The 17,434-nt window shown below is 30.5% G+C and carries 17 protein-coding genes; all 17 read right to left on the minus strand.

What is annotated here, in order from left to right; translation table 11 throughout:
* Window positions 1–8 precede the first annotated feature (8 nt).
* Complete coding sequence (locus tag H2277_RS06485) at window positions 9–857, minus strand: ATP-binding protein (protein WP_337201530.1); 849 nt, start codon at window positions 855–857, stop codon at window positions 9–11.
* A gap of 68 nt (window positions 858–925) precedes the next feature.
* Window positions 926–1,822 (minus strand): helix-turn-helix domain-containing protein, encoded by an 897-nt coding sequence (locus tag H2277_RS06490; RefSeq protein ID WP_407928562.1) that lies wholly within the window; start codon window positions 1,820–1,822, stop codon window positions 926–928.
* A complete protein-coding gene (locus H2277_RS06495) occupies window positions 1,797–2,402 on the minus strand; it encodes a thiamine phosphate synthase (protein ID WP_337201543.1) in 606 nt (201 codons plus the stop codon). Before H2277_RS06495 ends, H2277_RS06490 begins: the two co-directional genes overlap by 26 nt.
* The gene (gene thiH, locus H2277_RS06500; RefSeq protein ID WP_337201531.1) at window positions 2,392–3,537 is read right to left on the minus strand and encodes a 2-iminoacetate synthase ThiH; all 1,146 of its coding nucleotides are present in this window, start codon (window positions 3,535–3,537) and stop codon (window positions 2,392–2,394) included. Before thiH ends, H2277_RS06495 begins: the two co-directional genes overlap by 11 nt.
* Before the next feature lie 2 nt (window positions 3,538–3,539).
* The gene (locus H2277_RS06505) at window positions 3,540–4,301 is read right to left on the minus strand and encodes a thiazole synthase (RefSeq protein ID WP_137621492.1); all 762 of its coding nucleotides are present in this window, start codon (window positions 4,299–4,301) and stop codon (window positions 3,540–3,542) included.
* Between the two features lie 2 nt (window positions 4,302–4,303).
* Window positions 4,304–5,107, minus strand: a complete 804-nt coding sequence (thiF, locus tag H2277_RS06510) for a thiamine biosynthesis protein ThiF (RefSeq protein WP_337201544.1) — start codon at window positions 5,105–5,107, stop codon at window positions 4,304–4,306.
* On the minus strand, window positions 5,104–5,295 hold the full coding sequence (gene thiS / locus H2277_RS06515; protein ID WP_137623392.1) for a sulfur carrier protein ThiS: 192 nt from the start codon (window positions 5,293–5,295) through the stop codon (window positions 5,104–5,106). The genes thiF and thiS overlap by 4 nt, the downstream gene beginning before the upstream one ends.
* On the minus strand, window positions 5,296–6,732 hold the full coding sequence (locus H2277_RS06520; protein ID WP_337201532.1) for a restriction endonuclease subunit S: 1,437 nt from the start codon (window positions 6,730–6,732) through the stop codon (window positions 5,296–5,298).
* The gene (locus H2277_RS06525) at window positions 6,729–7,493 is read right to left on the minus strand and encodes a CAAX protease (protein WP_337201533.1); all 765 of its coding nucleotides are present in this window, start codon (window positions 7,491–7,493) and stop codon (window positions 6,729–6,731) included. Before H2277_RS06525 ends, H2277_RS06520 begins: the two co-directional genes overlap by 4 nt.
* 115 nt (window positions 7,494–7,608) lie before the next feature.
* The gene (locus tag H2277_RS06530) at window positions 7,609–9,666 is read right to left on the minus strand and encodes an N-6 DNA methylase (protein ID WP_337201534.1); all 2,058 of its coding nucleotides are present in this window, start codon (window positions 9,664–9,666) and stop codon (window positions 7,609–7,611) included.
* A gap of 9 nt (window positions 9,667–9,675) precedes the next feature.
* Window positions 9,676–10,773, minus strand: a complete 1,098-nt coding sequence (dapE, locus tag H2277_RS06535; RefSeq protein WP_337201535.1) for a succinyl-diaminopimelate desuccinylase — start codon at window positions 10,771–10,773, stop codon at window positions 9,676–9,678.
* A gap of 3 nt (window positions 10,774–10,776) precedes the next feature.
* The gene (locus H2277_RS06540) at window positions 10,777–11,376 is read right to left on the minus strand and encodes a LysE family transporter (RefSeq protein WP_337201536.1); all 600 of its coding nucleotides are present in this window, start codon (window positions 11,374–11,376) and stop codon (window positions 10,777–10,779) included.
* Window positions 11,376–12,068 (minus strand): NAD-dependent deacetylase, encoded by a 693-nt coding sequence (locus H2277_RS06545; protein ID WP_337201537.1) that lies wholly within the window; start codon window positions 12,066–12,068, stop codon window positions 11,376–11,378. The genes H2277_RS06540 and H2277_RS06545 overlap by 1 nt, the downstream gene beginning before the upstream one ends.
* 59 nt (window positions 12,069–12,127) lie before the next feature.
* Window positions 12,128–13,237, minus strand: coding sequence for a restriction endonuclease subunit S (locus H2277_RS06550; RefSeq protein WP_337201538.1), 1,110 nt, complete (start codon window positions 13,235–13,237; stop codon window positions 12,128–12,130).
* 46 nt (window positions 13,238–13,283) lie between these two features.
* Window positions 13,284–13,835 (minus strand): restriction endonuclease subunit S, encoded by a 552-nt coding sequence (locus H2277_RS06555; protein ID WP_337201539.1) that lies wholly within the window; start codon window positions 13,833–13,835, stop codon window positions 13,284–13,286.
* On the minus strand, window positions 13,825–15,771 hold the full coding sequence (locus tag H2277_RS06560) for an N-6 DNA methylase (RefSeq protein WP_337201540.1): 1,947 nt from the start codon (window positions 15,769–15,771) through the stop codon (window positions 13,825–13,827). The genes H2277_RS06555 and H2277_RS06560 overlap by 11 nt, the downstream gene beginning before the upstream one ends.
* A 13-nt stretch (window positions 15,772–15,784) precedes the next feature.
* Window positions 15,785–17,434, minus strand: a 1,650-nt coding sequence (locus H2277_RS06565; protein WP_337201541.1) for an endonuclease MutS2, incomplete at its 5' end; no start/stop codon positions are given.

The following is a 17,434-nucleotide window of genomic DNA, read 5'->3' on the forward strand; positions in this document are numbered from 1 at the left end:
AATTTCCTTTACTTAAGTTCAACCTTAAGTATTTTACCCTCTGCCATCTTAGGAATCCATAAATTATTTTTATCTAAAAATATATCCGCTGGTCCTTTCATCAAAGGGAGATCAAGTTTTTTAACACTTTTATTTTTTAAATTTAAAGCATAAATCACACCTTTTAGATCTTTCCCCCAAGAACTTACATATAAAATATCATTTTTTAAAATTATGCCATCATAAGGTTCTTTTTCGCTTTTGATCACTTGAATTTTCTTATTTTTAAGATCATAACTTAAAACTACCCCTCCGCTAACTCCGCTAGGATCATATCCAGCGATATAAAGAAGGTTTTTGTGCAAAAATAAACCATTTGGCCCACCAAATTCTTTAAGATCTAATTTTAACAATTCATCATATTTTTTTGTTTTTAAATCAACCTTATGAACAATACCTGTTCCCGTATCGCTGATTAAAAGCGTTGTATCATTAAGTTTTTCTATATCGTTAAGAAAAATCGCTCCTTTTATAGGTAAATTAAAAACCTCTTTTTTGGTAGATAGATTAAAACCTTTTAGCGTATCAATATCTACAACATATAAAACATTTTTAATTTCTTTCATACCTTTTGGGGCGTTTAAATTGCTTAAAAATTTATATTCTAGAACTTTTCCATTTTTATCAAGTTTAGAAATAAAGCCATCATTATCTTTTGCTAAAGGCTCAAGCTTTTTGCCTACATTGGAAACATACATAGCGTTTTTATCTACAAAAACACTTTCAGGACTTAAAAAACCGTCGATTTCTTGATATTTCATTTCTCCAGCAAAAGCACAAGTAGCTACCAAAGCTAAACTTAAAATATATTTTTTCATTTTATCTCCTTATTAAAAAATTAAAAAATTATATATTTAAAAAAAAATAAAATGTATTAGTTTTTTGATTAAAAATATAAGTTTTTTGATTTTTGATATTGCTTAGGGGTCATTTTATAGCTTTTTTTAAATCTTTCTATAAACCAAGATATAGAGGAAAAGGAACATTCTGTCGCTATTTCATTGATATTTTTTTTAGAAAATTCAAGCAAAAATTTAGCCTTTTGCAAACGTTTTTCATCCAACCATCTTTTTGGACTCATCTTAAAGCATTTTTTAAATTCTCTAGAAAAACTCGCTAAATCAAGCTTAGCAAAATCAGCCATTTCTTGAACACTTAAAAATTCTTTCTCACAATACTCAAAAAGCTGAGATAAATCCAAACGAAATTCTTTTAAAATTTCAGCTAAAAAAGTGATAAAATTTGAATTTTTATTTAAAAGCAAATGCAAAAAAATCTCTTCAAATTTTAAATTAATAATTGGGTCTAAAATTTGCGTATTTTCATCAAAATATGGATTAAAGCTCTCTAAAATTCCTTGTAAAATTTTATCATTTCGTATCCAAAAAATTTCGTCATTTAAGGAAGAGGGGTTAAAATTGAGCAAATTCTTGTATTTATAAATCAATTCTATTAAAAAAGCATTATCAAAGAAAAATAAATGCGCTTCATAAATTCCATCTTTTAAACCTATATTACTAAGAGTGTAATTTCCCGATTTTAAAAACAAAACCTCATAAGAATTAATTCTATAATCTTTTTTAGGTGTGTGTAAAATTTTATAACCTTTTTTAACGAAGGTTAAAAGGTGTTTTTGTAAATTTATGTAATTAGAATGAAAAGAATCTTTTTGGATATATCTTGCAAAGGTGCAAAATTGAAAATTCTTATAATTAATATTTTTTAATTTTCTAAGATCTTGGGGTAAAACTATATGCTTACTCACATTTTTGTCTGCATTCATTTAAATAAACTTTTAATTTTTTTTCATTCATCAAAGCTTCTCTCATGCAAACTCCAGCTATATCTAAATTTTTAAGTTTTTCAATATTTTCTAGATTAATCCCACCTATAGCATAAAGTGGAATTTTGCCAAAAGCGAGTAAGGAATTTAAAAACTCAATTCCTTTAGGCTCTAAATCCTTCTTACAAGAACTTTCAAAAATATGTCCAGCAAAAGCATAATTAACCTTATAATTCATAGCCTCTAAAAGCTCTTCTTTGCTATGGATAGAAGTTCCAAGCAAATGAAAATACCGAGCCAATCTAGGCTCTTGTCTTAACAAACTAAGTGGTGCATGAAAATATCTATGATTTAATTTCAAACATTGTCTGTCAAAAAAATGCAAAATACAAGTAAGCTTTTGCTTAGAACAAATTTGCAAAACTTCTTTAGCTAAGTCATAATACTCAAACTCACTCAAATCTTTTTCTCTAAGCACAAAAGCATCTACGCCTGATTTGGCGATTTTTTCAACCTGTTTTAAAAAATCACCCTCAACAATTTTTCGATCGCTTATGGCGATAATCTTTTTATCCCACATAGATACTGTCACTCATCACAGCCTGCAAATTTGCATTTTTAAGCATGGTTAAAATTTCTTCTACGCTTCTTTCATCTGAAATTTCAAACTGATCATCGCCCTTTTTTTCACCACTATGCTCACCAATCCCTACGCTAACTCCCGCGCTCATTTTAGTTGCTCCAAGCTTAATCACCTCATCCCTAAAGCCTATTCTTTCACGGCTTGATATCGTAATTCCCGCAAAAGGTAAAAAAAGTCTATACACGCAAAGCACTTGCAAAAGACGCTTTTCGCTCACATCTTTAGGATGAATTTTAGCATTGTTGATGATAGGTCTTAAACGTGGTACAGAAAGAGAAATTTCAGCATGTGGATATTTTTGCTGTAAAAAATACGCGTGTAAAACCGTAGCTAAAGCATCTTTTCTAAAATCATCTATGCCTAAAAGTGCAGCAAAAGCAACTCCTCTCATACCCGCTTTTAAAGCTCTTTCTTGGGCGTTAAAACGATAAGGAAAAATGCGTTTTTCGCCACCAAGATGAATTTTAGAATATTTTAAAGGATTATAAGTTTCTTGAAAAATAGTCACATAATCGCAGCCATTTTCATGCAAAATTTTATACTCATCCTCATTCATAGGATAAATTTCAACCCCTATGACTTTAAAATACTCTTTTGCGATAGCACAAGCTTTTGCGATGTATTCTACATTTGCAAATTCTCTTCCTTCGCCTGTCAATAACAAAATTTCTTGCAAACCTGTTTTTGCAATCGCTTTCATCTCTTTGTGAATTTCATCTTCATTAAGCTTTGCTCTTGCGATTTTATTGCCCTTTTGGAAACCACAATACACACACTTAGAATTACAATAATTTGACAAATAAAGCGGAGTAAAAAGCGATATAGAATTTCCAAAATATTTTATTTTTGTCTTTGATGACTTAAAAGCTAATTCTTCGATAAATTCTTCAGCCGCACTTGAAAGCAAAACTTTTAAATTTTCTATGCTTAAATGGGCAGAATTTAAAGCTTCTTCAACATCTTTAGCGCTAAATTTAGCCTCATCATAATCTTTTATTTCAAACAAAACTTTATCCAAAATATCACTTTTTATTTCTTGCATGTGAGGCAAATATTGCATAAAATCTTGCATGATCAATCCCTTAAAAATCCTGTTAAAGGAGAACTTGCCTTAGCCTCACTCACGCTTGCTAAGCCAGCTAAATAACCCTCTCTTCCTGCTTTTATCGCTAAAGAAAAAGCCTTAGCCATTAAAGCGATATTTTTTGCCTCGGCTATAGCTGTATTTGCCATAACAGCACTTACTCCCATTTGCATTGCCTCACAAGCTTGAGATGGACTGCCAATGCCTGCATCTACGATAATAGGAAGATCGATTTCATTGAGTAAAATTTGTATAAATTCTTTAGCACACAAGCCTTTATTGCTTCCTATAGGTGCAGCCAAAGGCATGATAGCCGCCGCTCCAGCATCTCTCATCGCTCTAGCTGCATAAAGATCAGCATACATATAAGGCAAGGGCGTAAAACCATCTTTTGCTAAAAGTTCGCAAGCTTTGATCGTTTCGTAATTATCCGGCAATAAATATTTACTATCGCTAATCACCTCGATCTTTATAAGCTCTCCACATCCTAACTCCCTTGAAAGTCTTGCTATACGTAAAGCTTCTTGAGCATTTCTTGCCCCTGAAGTATTAGGCAAAAGAGTGATATTTTTTGGAATATAATCTAAGATATTTTCAACCTCTCCCGTATAAGCACGGCGTAAAGCTAGAGTGATGATCTGTGCTCCTGCTTCTTCGATGGCTGATTTGATCAACTCAAGTGAAAATTTACCCGATCCTAAAATAAAACGTGAGTTAAATTCATATTTTCCAATTTTTAATTTATCATCCATTTTTACTCCTTGCTAGCTAAAAGTTCTAAAACCAAATTAGCTTGATGTCCTGCACAAATATTAACCCGTGGCGCCATCAGTCCATTTCCAACTTGCGCTGCATTCACCAAATCCCCACAAACATAGAAATTTTTTGCAATTTTTCTCGTTTGTATACTATTGCTATCGCCATAACCTGCAAGTCCTGAAGCACAGATTAAAGTTGTATCAGGATAAAATTTATGAAAATTTTGCGCGATCATAGCTTTTGCTAAAGGTGTATCAAAAGCTTCACAAACGATATTTATATCCTTAAATAAATGGGCTAAATTTTGCTCATCTATTTTTAAAGTTTCAATTTCAACTTGCGTGTAAGGATTGATTTCTTTGATTTGCTCTTTTAAAGCCTCGGTTTTAAATTTACCCAAATCACACACGCGATAAGCTTGGCGGTTAAGATTGCTAGGCTCTACCACATCAAAATCGATGAGTTTTAAAACCCCTATCCCACTTCTTGCTAACATGATGGCTATATGAGAGCCAAGGCCACCTAAGCCACACACCGCAACACTTGAATTTTTTAATTTATCGTGAAGTTTTGGGGTGTGTCTTGCTCTCATCATCGTATCAAGTGCATCTTTTGGAGGCAAAGTGTTTTTTTGTATGCAAAAAAGCTCGTCATTTTCATTTAAATTTAAATCTTCTTTTGTTGCAAAGCCATTGACTATCCAAACATCATTTTCATTTTCACTCACACTTTGAAAAAATTCCAAAGTGCTTTTAAAAGAGGTTTCAAGCTCTTTACCATTGAATTTTATTTTCATCAGCCACCCCCTACAAAACTTACAATTTCAGCCTTATCATTTTCTTTTAAAATCAAATTTTCAAAACGATCCTTTGGAATAATTTCTCCGTTTAATTCTAAGGCGATGAGTTCGATTTTGTAACCCTTTTCTTTTAAAAAATCCATCAATCTTAATTCTTTTAAATCAAGCTTTTCACCATTGATAATCATTTAATTCCTTAAATTCTCTATTTCCTGCTCTACTTTTATTTTAGCATTATCTAATAATTCTTTAGATTTTTTCCTTAAAGAAAAACTTTCTTCGATATATTTTGAAATTTTTTCTTGAATTTTAAAATCAAGGACGGCAATTAAAATATTTTTTATATCATCCACTCTCCAATGCGATATAATGGAACCACCACAATCTCTTTCAGCTTGTAATTTTACAAAAACAGAATTTAAAAATAATGTTAGGTATTCTGGTAAAATTTTCTTTTTATCCTTTATATGCAAATGTAAAATGGCACCACTGGTAATAATTTCCTTATCTTCTTTTACACAATATGCAATGCCAACGCTTCCATCTTTACTAAACAAAATAGTATCTTTCTTAGGATATAAAGATTTTAAATATTGCAAACAAAAATCTTTTTCATCTAAAAAAATATCACTTTCGCTTAATCCATTTTCGCTTAAATTTGAAACTCTAATAAATGGAATTCCTACATCTTTGTAAAATTCACTTCCAGGTTCTATGGATTTGTTTATTGACACAAATTCATTTAAAATACCATAATTTATTGACTTTATTATCTCATTATTTTCTTCATATTTTTCTTGATAATATTCACTATCCAAACGCCCTGTTTTTAAAAAAGATTCTTTCAATGAACGAATAGAAATATTTAGGTTTTTTTGATTTTTTGTTTCAATGCTTTTTAGAGGATCGAGTGGATCAAGGCCTAATTCCAAATACAAAGTTTCTTCAGCCTTTTTATATAAAGCCTTACTTTCCTCCAAAGCCTTGTAAGAATCTTTCACCATCTTTTCAATTTCTTGCTGAAAAGACATAGGGAGGATGGGAATAATTAACTTCTCGTAAAATGCGGTTGGCACTCTTTGCCTTCCGCTAGTACCTATCATATTATCAGCAGCTGTCTTTCTTATAGAATCTCTATCAAGATAACAAAAAACAAATGCGGTTAAAAACCTAGAATCTTGAATTCTAAAAACATTAAATTCTGTACTGCCAAAACCTATACTATTTGTTAATCCTGTGGCAATTGCACATTTTCCATGCTCCATGCAAGGCGTTATTTTAGCAATAAGAATATCATTTTCCATAAAATAAGTATATCCATTTTTAAATTCCGCAATTTGCCCCGATTCTCTATAGTTTATAAAGCCGTTGCCTAAATTTTGCATTGATAAAAAAGTAACTATTGTATCTTGCGAAAGATTGCTTATTTCATTTTTTGAAGGATTTATAGTCGCAATATTTGATAATTTTTCATACAATATGTTCTTATTAAAATATAAATTTGACTTTTTAAATGGCTCGGAATCTATTCTAAAGCTTTCATTGTCTTTTTTTACCTCGCTAAGTTTTAATACACTAAGCTCTAAATGCGGATATTTTTCCTGTAAATTTTGATTTAAACTCATCCAACATCCTTGTAATTATATCTTAAGTCAATAGATTCTTTAATATCGCCAATCTCAATAGCATCTTCTAAATTGTATTCTAAACGCAAAAGCAAAATTTCTAAATCTTTACGAAATTTTATCTTTGTAGGTTTATTGCGAAAGATCTCATTTCTTGCTTTTCTGATTTGACTAAGTTTAGTTAATAAATGATCCTTTGTGCCATAACTTGGCAAATCTTGTCCTTTATATCTTTTTTCATTTTTAAAAATAGGCGCAAATTCACCCCAATGAAAACTGATAATATCTTCTAAATCCACAAGATAAAAGCAATCAAAAACTTCCCAAGAATTTTGTGCCTCTTTACCGCCTAAGTGTTTTTTTCTCTTGTTGAAAAGTTTTAAAATATTATTGAGTCCATTTGAATTTGAGTTTATGGCTTTAAACCAAGAATCATCATTGCTTGTATTATATAAATTTGCAATTTTAACACACAATGTGCTACGCAATGCATTTTCAAAACAATGCAAAAGTAAAAAATTGGCTTGATGAGTTTTTCTTTTTTTGGTGTATAATTTCATAATCAAATCAAATAAATTATCTTGTTTGCATTTGGGTAAAATTTTTTCTGCCTCCTTGCAAGCACCCCATAAATAATCAAAATGCAATACACCAATTGCTTTTTTCATGCGAGCTTCAAAATCTTCATTTAATAAATTTGGGAATTTGGAAAACAAAATTTTAATTTTTTCATATTCAAAACTTTGCAAAGAAAAACCCATTTTCACTCCTAATTACAAATTTATTTTTTATCTGCTATAATAACATCAGTTTAGAGGGCTAACCCGTCGACGGCTACGGGGTACTCTTAAATGAGAGGCTACTCTAAATTCTTTTTTATCTCCAAAAACTCAAATTTTCACTCTTTGCAAATTCGATAAAGGCTTCCGCTATCCCGTCTTTTTGCAAATCTTTGTATTTTTCTAAATTGTCTTTATATTTTTGTATTCTTTTATCAAATTCTTCTTCGCTTTCATTCTTTTGCTTTATCGGTTCATCGCCTTCTAAATGCGGATAAAATAAATCATGTTTTACAACCAAATGATCATGAGAATCCAAAAGTGGATAATAGATTTTCTCTCCTGAGTTATCTTTGCTAGGTTCATTCATCGTTGCAAAGAAAATATTATAATCCTCAACCTTTGGACATAATTTCTCATCCCATTTTTGCAAGATTAAAACACTTGTTTTTGTTCCAGTATGAGGCTTGAAAACATTACCATGAAGTCCAATAACGGCTAAAATTCTAGCTTTTTGTGCTATAAATTCTCTTATAAATTTATCGCTTGAGTTGTTAAAACGTCCTTGTGGAAGCACTATGGCCATTCTACCACCTGGCTTTAACATATCTAAATTTCTTTCGATAAATAAAATATCTCTTCCCATTTTAGTTTGGATTTTGCCATTTTCTTTTTTGCATAACTCATATCTAGCAAGAATCCTACTTTCTTTTATATCGCCAGCAAAAGGAGGATTTGCCATTAAAATATCAAAATCAAAATCCCTATTTTGATTTTTTGTAGCTCTTAAATTTTTCAAACGATTAAAGCCTTCAAAATACACACTTAGCCAATCCTCATCTTCTTTTACCCATTCATTCCATCTTTCAAAATCGATAGAATTAAGATATAAAACATTGGTATGTCCATCACCTGCGATAAGATTGAGCATTTTAGATACACGCACGCTTTTTTCATCAAAATCTATACCAAATACTTTTTCTTTTACATAATCTTGACATTCTGGTATTTTTTCTTCAGCTGTAAATAAATGGCTAGCCTCTATACCTCTTTCTTTATAAATTGAACGCCACACATAAAAACAAGTATGTATAGGAAAGCCACAGCTTCCACTTGCCGTATCTATCATACTTTCATCTTTTTTAGGATTTAACATTTTTACGCACATATCAATTACATAACGCGGGGTAAAATACTGCCCTTTTTCTCCTTTGGAGGATTTATTAACGAGATATTCAAAAGCATCATCAATGACTTCTAGATTAGAATTAAATAATTTTACATCTTGTAATAATGATATGCATACACTCAAATGCGATGGAGAAAGTTTGATTTTTTCATCAGTGTTGAATATTCCCTGCCACTTTTTTTTCGCTTTATCAAAAAGAATTTCAATTTTTTGTTTAAGCTCGGAATCTGATTCCCCATATTTTCTAAATTCTAAATTCTTTGTTTTATCCCTAGCCCCTTCAAGTTCATCATAAAGCTTTATAAAGATTAGCTTAAAACATTCTTCAAATACATCTACTCCTGCATTTGCTAAAACCTCATCTTCCATTTCCAGAATCAAACTTTTTAAGCTTCTTGTTTGTTGTTTTAAAATATCTTTTTCGATTAAATCTTTAAAAGTAAAATCTACTCTTAAAATTTCAGGTAAAGTTTGATTTGATTTGGGGATATTTGGAATCGATTCAAAATAATTTGGATCTTTTCTGTGATAATAACTAATTTCCTTGCCATTACACCATACAGCCATGGTTGCACCTGTAGCATTACAATAACTTTTAAGCTGTTCTTTACCATCTTTTAGTTTTGGTTTTTTTACTTCTACGATGATATAAGGGGTTGTAATTTGAATTTTATCCATTACCACAATATCAGCTCTTTTAACCTCTCTACCAAAATGCACGCCAAATTCAACCTTAATTCTATCTTTAGGATAATCATATTCATTTAAAAGTTTGTCAATATAAAGCTGACGTACTATTTCTTCCGGAGTTAGCTTGATATCTTTATTTCTAATGAGACATTGGACATAATAATTTTTTCCATTTTTTGCTTCTTTGGTAAAAATTGATTTTTCTAATTTCTCAATAGCTTCTTTAGAAAATAAATCTAATTTATAACCAGTATCTTTTAAAATTTCTTCAATCATTGCTAGCCTCTAAAAATTTTCTATAAAATCTTTATAAATTTCACAAAGTTTTTCAAAATCTTCCACGCTTACTCTTTCATCAATAGCGTGAATTCTATCGTTGCATACTCCAAATTCGCATACACTTATACCAAATTCTGCTAAAAATCTTGCATCGCTTGTGCCGCCTTTGGTATTGAAACTCGGAACGCGTTGCGTGATCTTTTGGATACTTTCGTTTAATTTTTGCACCACTTTATTATCATAATGAGTTAAAAAAGGCTTTGAACTTTGTTTGATTTCTAATTCATAATTTAAACCATGGCAAATTTTATCGATATAATTTTTCACATCATCTAAAGTCGTATCTGGAGAATTTCTAACATTAAACATCAATTTTAGATCATTTGGAGTTACATTGCACACCTCAAGTCCTCCCCTAATATCAGTAATGACTATCTTAGAAGGAGTAAAATCCGCGCTACCAGGATCAAGATCAAAACCCGCTAAAAATTTCAAAGCATGAGAAAAATCATGGATAGGATTGATACATTTTTCAGGATACGCAACATGTCCTTGTTTTCCGCGTATGAGAATTTTACCATTGATAGAACCTCTACGTCCTATTTTGATGCTATCTCCTAGATATTTTTCACAAGTTGGCTCACCTACTATAGCAAAATCAGGCAAGATATTTTCTTCTTGCATGAATTTAAGAAGCTCCAAAGTTCCGTATTTTGCATCCCCTTCTTCGTCACTTGTTAGCATTAAAGAAAGCCTAGAACCTTTAAAATTCGCGTTTTTAGCCGCATTGATAAAAGCAGCCACGCCGCTTTTCATATCTTGAGCACCCCTTGCGTAAATAAAGCCCTCTTTTTCTACAGGTTTGAAAGGATCACTTTGCCAACCCTCACCCGCAGGCACAACATCTACATGGCCGCAAAATGCTAAATGATCGCCTCCATCTTGAAATTTTTTTGTCAATAATAAATTTTTTACACCCTCTTTTTCCACAAAAAAAGCTTCAAAATCGCTAAGTTCTAAGGCGATAAAATTTAAAATTCCATCATCTTTTGGTGTGATGGATTTAAATTTTAAAAGCTCGATTAAAAGTTCTTTGGCATTCATTTTTTATCCTATAAAAGTTTTATACAACAAACTAAGGGCAAAGTATTCTATAATCAAAGCTGAAACTATATTTACAATCTTAATAACCTTTACACCAAAGAAATGTTTATATCTAGCCACAAAAAAAGACAAAGCAAAAACCCAAGCTATGATGGAAATAACAAGCCCAATAGTCATAATATAAGGATGCCCATCTGCGATGATCACCCCAGCTGTACTTAACCAAAATCCTATAACAAAAGGATTTGTTCCATTTAAAAAACATCCTTTGATATAACTTTTTAAAAGACTTTCTTTAAAATCTTGATTTTGCAGATCTAAAGCTTCGCTTTTTTTTCTAACCATTAAAAAAGCCATATAACTTAAAAAACAAAAGCCAAAAATAGCCAAGATATATTTAAAAATATCATTGTTTAAAAAACCCAAAAGCCCAAATTGCAATAAAAAAAGATAAAGCATATCGATACTAAAAGCCCCAAAGCCTACCGCTAATGAATTTTTAAAAGATCTTAAAGCATAGGTTAAGATCAAAATATTAACCGGCCCAAAAGGAACACTAACGCCAAATCCTAAAATCAATCCATTTAACAAAGAATCAAACATTAACTCTCCATAAACTCTTCAATATCTAGTGCAATTTTATCAATCGCACTTACAACATCTTCAATATAAATTTTATCAAAATATTTTTCTAAATTATCATCTTTATCATAAATATTTAAAATACTTTTTTCACACATGCTAGCGTATTGCCCCACTGGCAAAACTGCTCCGCTTGTGCCTATGCTGATAAAAAGCGAAGTTTGCTCAAGCAAAGAATAAAGAGTGACATACATAGGCGCCGCCTCTTCAAACATGACTATATTGTGTCTTAAATTTTCACTTTTGCATTTAGGGCAAAATTTACCGGCCATTTTTTCATAGCCGATACTAAAAATTTCACCGCATTTTAGGCAACGAAGTTCAGGTAAAAAGCCGTGCAAATGGATCACATCTTTACACGCTGCGCGCTCAAGCAAATCATCGACATTTTGCGTGATCACAAAAAGATTTTTACCCCATTTTTGCTTAAGTTCTGCTATTTTTTTATGGGCGTGATTTGGCTCTACGTTTTTAAGCTGCTCTCTTCTTTCATCGTAAAAATCAAGCACTTTTTTAGGATTTTTCCTAAAAGCTGTTGCAGAGAAAACCTCCATCACACCGTATTCTTCCCAAAGTCCGTCATTATCTCTAAAAGTTTTAAGTCCGCTTGGAGCAGATAACCCTGCTCCGCTTAATATCATTACATTTTTCATCGCTAAACCTTAAATTTTTCAAAGTCTAGCACAAAATACTTTAAGAAATATTTGTGGATTTATGATTTTCTTTGATAATAAGCTACAATATCTTTTATCTTTTTATATTCTATATCTTTTATATAATCTTCCATAAATTGCCAATTAGGATTACCTTTAGAGTCTATAGGAAGAATAATATTTAAAAATTCTATATTTGCACAGCAATTTCTTCCGTATGAAAATCTCTCAGATTGTTTATTAATACATACGCAAATAAATTTTAGCACATCAAAATCAACATTATATTTTATCTCTAAGGCCTTTACTCGTGTGCCTATATAAAAATTCTGCATTTGCGTAAATGCAAAAAAATTACCTCTATCAGCTAATGAAATTGTTGTCTTATAATTAAAAATTTTTCTATCTTTAATCTGTGAACTCCATGAGCTAATTCCATTATTTAGCACACTATGGCTAATTATAGGAATATTCCCTTTTTTAATTTTGGATAATATTAAATCTCCTCCTGTATAAACATTAAAAATTTCATTTATTTTAAATTCTTTCCACTCGACATTTTCTAATTGTTTTTGATTTTGAATAAATTTTTTATATTTATCTAAATCAAATCCCCCGCTCCGCCTATTACTTTCGTTTAATTTAGCATTATAATAAGCCGTAATTTTTTCTAAATGTTCTTTTTCTATAGCTCTCATATAATCTTCCATAAACTGCCAATGCGGATCACCTTTAGAGTCTATAGGGAGTAATAATTTTTGACCTTTTAAAACAGAAGTTGATAACTGATAACCATAAGAATATTTAAAAGCAAATTTTTTAATTAGTGGAATCAAAAAAAGAGCTATATTATAATTTAATTCTTTATTCTTTATTTTTATTCCATGAATTTTCATATCTAAACTTACTTTGCTTTTATGATAAAAAACACTTCCTAAAAATGAAATGCTAATAAAATTTTCCAAAGTTCGAAAATTTTTATGTTTTAAATCATCAGTAAAAAAAGCTATACCATTATTTAAATCTGTAGCAGTAATACGTGGAAATTTTCCTTGTTGTATTTCATTTTGATTAATCAAAGCTCCTGTATAAATGTCAAACACATCACTTATTTTAAATTCTCTCCACTCTACATCTTCTAATTTTAAATTTTCTAATGCAATTTTCATGAGGCCATCCTCAATGAAAATACTTTTATCTCTAAAGGAAAGATTACTACAACTTGTATCCCCCCCCCGTCATCGAATTATCTAATAATTTTTTATTATAGTAGTTTAAAATATCTTCGATATATTTTTGTTCTATTGTCTTCATATAATCTTCCATAAATTGCCAATGCGGATTACCTTTAGAATCTACAGGTAAAAGCAAAGCTCTATTTTTAAGTCTTGTACCAGTAAGCCCTTTTCCATAACCAAACCCACAATTTTTAATGCTACTTTGTAGCATTTTAACCAAAAAAAGTCCTGTATATCTATTAATATTTTTATTTTTAAGATAGTACATTTTATTACCAGTAATATATTCTAATTCTTGATAAAAAAAGTCTGCATTTTCCGCACCTAATGAAATAGTATTTTTAGGATTAATTTTTAAACCATCACTTTTTACACAACATTCTAAGCCATTATTAAATGAGGTTCTTGTAATGTAAGGAGTAAAACCTTTTTGAAGTGAGGTTTTATGATAAGGCTTAGAATTTACTATTTCAAAAATCCCACTTATCTTAAACTCTTTCCATTCTACGCTGTCTAAACTAACTTTCATCTTTATCATCCTCTAAACCAAACAAATATCCTCTTCCATGAGTTATCATATTGAATTCAAAAGTTAAATAATCTGCCATTGTTTTTTCGAATTCTTCATGGGTTGGAATTTCATCATTAAAATAATAAAAACTATGCAACCATTCATCATTTTCTTCTATAGTTGTTTTTACACAAAATTTACTTGGAGCCTCTATTTCATCATTCCAAACCTTCAAAAGATAAGCTTTTTTATCCTTTGCATGTATGGTTTCAACCAAACCTTTATGTTTTTGCACTTCATAACCATCATCTTCAAAATTTATAAATTTAACCATTTTATCTTTATAATGTGGAATTCCAGCGGTAAAAACCGCTATGCAAGGATTAGTCCCCACTCCATAAAAGGTATTTTTATTTAAAGTAATCACTCCTTCTAAAGTGTGATTTTTTAAGATATTTGCTTTGATTATTTTTTCTTCTTTGCTTTTTCCAGTCATTGCAGATTGGGGGACTATGACTACCACTTTTCCATCTTTAAGTATAGAATTTAATAAATGATCACTGAATGCAATTTCGGTTAAATTTTTATCTATTTTACCTTGAGAATAAGGCGGATTCATAAATCCTATATTGGCTCTAAATTCTTCTTGAAGTTTTAAAGGATTTTGTTTTAAAAAATCTTCATCATTTAAATTACTCTTACCGTCTCCCCTTAAAACCATATTAGCCGTAGCAACTGCAAACATAAAAGATTGAAGCTCGAAACCAAAAAGCTGATTTTTTTTAATTTCTTCTTTTTGTCTTTCATTTTTTGCTTGCAATAACATATAATCCATAGCAGTGATTAAAAATCCACCAGTTCCGCAACAAGGATCAAGTACTCTATCAGTAGCTTTTAACTCTACCAAATCACAAAATAATTCCGTAATATGCGTAGGAGTAAGCACTATACCTAAAGTCTGCCCATCTCCACCGCTAAAACGCATAAATTCGCTATAAAAAATTCCTAAATAATCATCAGAATTTTTAATCCTATCGATAGCATCAAAAATATTTTCTTTAATGAACTTTGTATAATGTTTTAAAGGAGTAGAATTTATTTTTAATCCCTTTTTATCAACAATTTCACATATTTCATTGATCTTTTTAGTATCTTTAATAACAGAAAACTGAGCTAAAACCTTATCAAGTTTTACTTCGGGTGCTAAATTTGATCTTTTTAAATTCGATTTTATTAACTCATAAATCTTAAAACCATCTGTATCTATATCATCATTATTTAGATAATCTAAAGTTAAATTTTTAGTTTTCATTTCATCAAGTGCAAGCAAAATTCCAGCCACAACCAAAGGTTTATTTCTATCATCTAACGCACCATAATTTCTTAAATCTTCATGTAAAACTGCTGCAATTTTTTCAATCTCTTCTTTTTTCTTTTGTTTGCTTGACTCCTCTTTTAAAACTTCTCTTTTATAGTAATCTTCTATGCTTTTTTCATTAAAGAGCATAAAAGTTTCTATGTCTCCTAAAGGCTCTCTAATAAATGCCCCATTATCTATAAACATTGGAGTAATTCTATGTCTTTTGCTATCACCACTTACAGCAATAGCAAAAATTTTCTTATAACTAGTCTGATTTGCAATAATTTGTTTTGCATACCATAATACACCATTGAGTGCGTAATTTTCTATATCTTTTTGATCTTGGGAAATTAAATTTTTCTCATCCCTCTTAATGTGTTTATTTATATCTGCTTTATTTTCTATAACTATAACAAAATCTTTTACTACTCCACAATATTCCGGATATCCTTGCTTATTAGTTCCTTTTTTTGAAGCATTCTTTAAGGCTTCATTTAATTCTTTAATATCTGATCCTTGATAAGTTAAATTTATACCTGCTTCTTCTAAAAGTTTATATACAAATAAATCTGTTTGTGCTTCTTTTTTTGCCATAATTTAACCCTTCTTAAAACCTTACAACCTTAGCACCAAAGCCACCTTGATTGATCGGAGCATCACTAAAGCTTTTTACGCTTTTATGCGTTTTTAAAAACTCTCTTACCGCAAAAGCGAGTTTTCCTGTACCTATACCATGATAAACGATCACCTCATCAAAACCCGCTATCAAAGCATCTGAAATGAATTTATCAAGCCTTGAAATCGCTTCATCACTTCTAAGCCCGTGCAAATCCAAACTCACGCCCAAATTGCTAGGCTTTGTGATATTTATACTTGTTTTTGGACTAGGTTTAGGGATAGCACCGCTTTTTTTAAGGAGTTTTAAAGGCACACGAAGTTTTATCCCTTCACTTTCCACTAAAGCATCATTTTTAGAAATTCCTACGATTTTTCCTTTAATCTTTTCATATTTTACAAAATCCCCAACTCTTAACTCTTCATTTTGCTCCATACTTGGCAAAACGATATTTTTCTTAAGCTCATTAGCTTTGTTTAAACTTCTTTGTTTTTCTTTAGTTTCTTTTAAGCGTATCGTTTTTTTAGCTTCTTCTATAGCTTGATAAAATTTAAGCTCTAAATCCCTTAGTTTTTGACGAAATTCGCTTTCATTTTTTTCTTTTTGATCTTTTAAAGAAAGTAAAATTTCATCTATTTTTTGTTCTTTTTTGCCTACCTCATCTAATTTTAGCTTTAAATCGAGCTCAAGATTGATATTTTTACTCACCATTTCTTCTAAATTTTGCTTATCTTCTCCATAAAGCTCTTTGGCTTTTTTAACTAAATTTGGCGGAATTTGATAACGCAAAGCCGTTTCAAAAGCATAAGATTTTCCTATGGTGCCTTTTAAAAACTCGTATTTTGGTCTTGAAAATTCCTCATCATATAAAGCCGCTATCAATTCAACTTGTTCATTTTCAGCTAAAAGCATAGCAAGGCGTTTATGGTGCGTGGTGATGATGATTTTTAATTTATTAGAAATCAAATGAGAGATCAAAGTACTATACAAGCAAGCCGCTTCTTCAAAATCTGTTCCAAGCTCTATTTCATCTATCCCTAAAAGTAAATTTTTCTTTGTAAAGAGTTTGGAAAAATGGAGCATTCTTCCTGCAAAGGTGGAAATGTCATTTTTCACATTTTGCGGATCTTCAATAATGGCATCAAATTCCTTAAAAGTTCCTATTTTGCTTTCATTTGCATTTATATGCATTGGCAAAAGATGTTTAGCTAAAAAACAAGCGCTTAAAATGCTTTTTAAAAGCATCGATTTTCCACCAGCATTTACCCCGGTAATGATCAAAACTTGCTTTTTAAATTCAAGTGAAACGCTTTTAGGATTTTTTAAAGCTGGATGTGCAAAATCTTTTAAAACAATCTCGTCTGAATTTTTACACAAGAGAAATTCATAATCTTTCTTTTTAGCCATCAAAACCCTAGCGCTATAATGATCAAATAAATCAAAAGCGTTGTTAATAAATTTTAAGAATAATAAATTTTTAGCTAAAAAAATGGAAAAATTTTTAGCATATTCATAATAAATTTCTTCTTTTTGATTTTGCAATTTCTCTAAATCATTTTGCAATTTTTCAACGCCTTCAGGAACGATATAAAAGCCTCCTCCGGTGCTTCTTCCTATAATCTTTGCTTTTATAGCGTGATT

This window comes from Campylobacter sp. W0014, assembly GCF_020135975.1.
Lineage (GTDB): Bacteria > Campylobacterota > Campylobacteria > Campylobacterales > Campylobacteraceae > Campylobacter_D.

Excerpts from the sequence above, each read along its gene's own strand:
- H2277_RS06485 (WP_337201530.1), bottom strand. The coding sequence starts at position 857 with ATGAAAAAATATATTTTAAGTTTAGCTTTGGTAGCTACTTGTGCTTTT.
- H2277_RS06490 (WP_407928562.1), bottom strand. The coding sequence starts at position 1,822 with ATGAATGCAGACAAAAATGTGAGTAAGCATATAGTTTTACCCCAAGAT.
- H2277_RS06495 (WP_337201543.1), bottom strand. The coding sequence starts at position 2,402 with ATGTGGGATAAAAAGATTATCGCCATAAGCGATCGAAAAATTGTTGAG.
- thiH (WP_337201531.1), bottom strand. The coding sequence starts at position 3,537 with ATGCAAGATTTTATGCAATATTTGCCTCACATGCAAGAAATAAAAAGT.
- H2277_RS06505 (WP_137621492.1), bottom strand. The coding sequence starts at position 4,301 with ATGGATGATAAATTAAAAATTGGAAAATATGAATTTAACTCACGTTTT.
- thiS (WP_137623392.1), bottom strand. The coding sequence starts at position 5,295 with ATGATTATCAATGGTGAAAAGCTTGATTTAAAAGAATTAAGATTGATG.
- H2277_RS06520 (WP_337201532.1), bottom strand. The coding sequence starts at position 6,732 with ATGAGTTTAAATCAAAATTTACAGGAAAAATATCCGCATTTAGAGCTT.
- H2277_RS06525 (WP_337201533.1), bottom strand. The coding sequence starts at position 7,493 with ATGGGTTTTTCTTTGCAAAGTTTTGAATATGAAAAAATTAAAATTTTG.
- H2277_RS06530 (WP_337201534.1), bottom strand. The coding sequence starts at position 9,666 with ATGATTGAAGAAATTTTAAAAGATACTGGTTATAAATTAGATTTATTT.
- dapE (WP_337201535.1), bottom strand. The coding sequence starts at position 10,773 with ATGAATGCCAAAGAACTTTTAATCGAGCTTTTAAAATTTAAATCCATC.
- H2277_RS06540 (WP_337201536.1), bottom strand. The coding sequence starts at position 11,376 with ATGTTTGATTCTTTGTTAAATGGATTGATTTTAGGATTTGGCGTTAGT.
- H2277_RS06545 (WP_337201537.1), bottom strand. The coding sequence starts at position 12,068 with ATGAAAAATGTAATGATATTAAGCGGAGCAGGGTTATCTGCTCCAAGC.
- H2277_RS06550 (WP_337201538.1), bottom strand. The coding sequence starts at position 13,237 with ATGAAAATTGCATTAGAAAATTTAAAATTAGAAGATGTAGAGTGGAGA.
- H2277_RS06555 (WP_337201539.1), bottom strand. The coding sequence starts at position 13,835 with ATGAAAGTTAGTTTAGACAGCGTAGAATGGAAAGAGTTTAAGATAAGT.
- H2277_RS06560 (WP_337201540.1), bottom strand. The coding sequence starts at position 15,771 with ATGGCAAAAAAAGAAGCACAAACAGATTTATTTGTATATAAACTTTTA.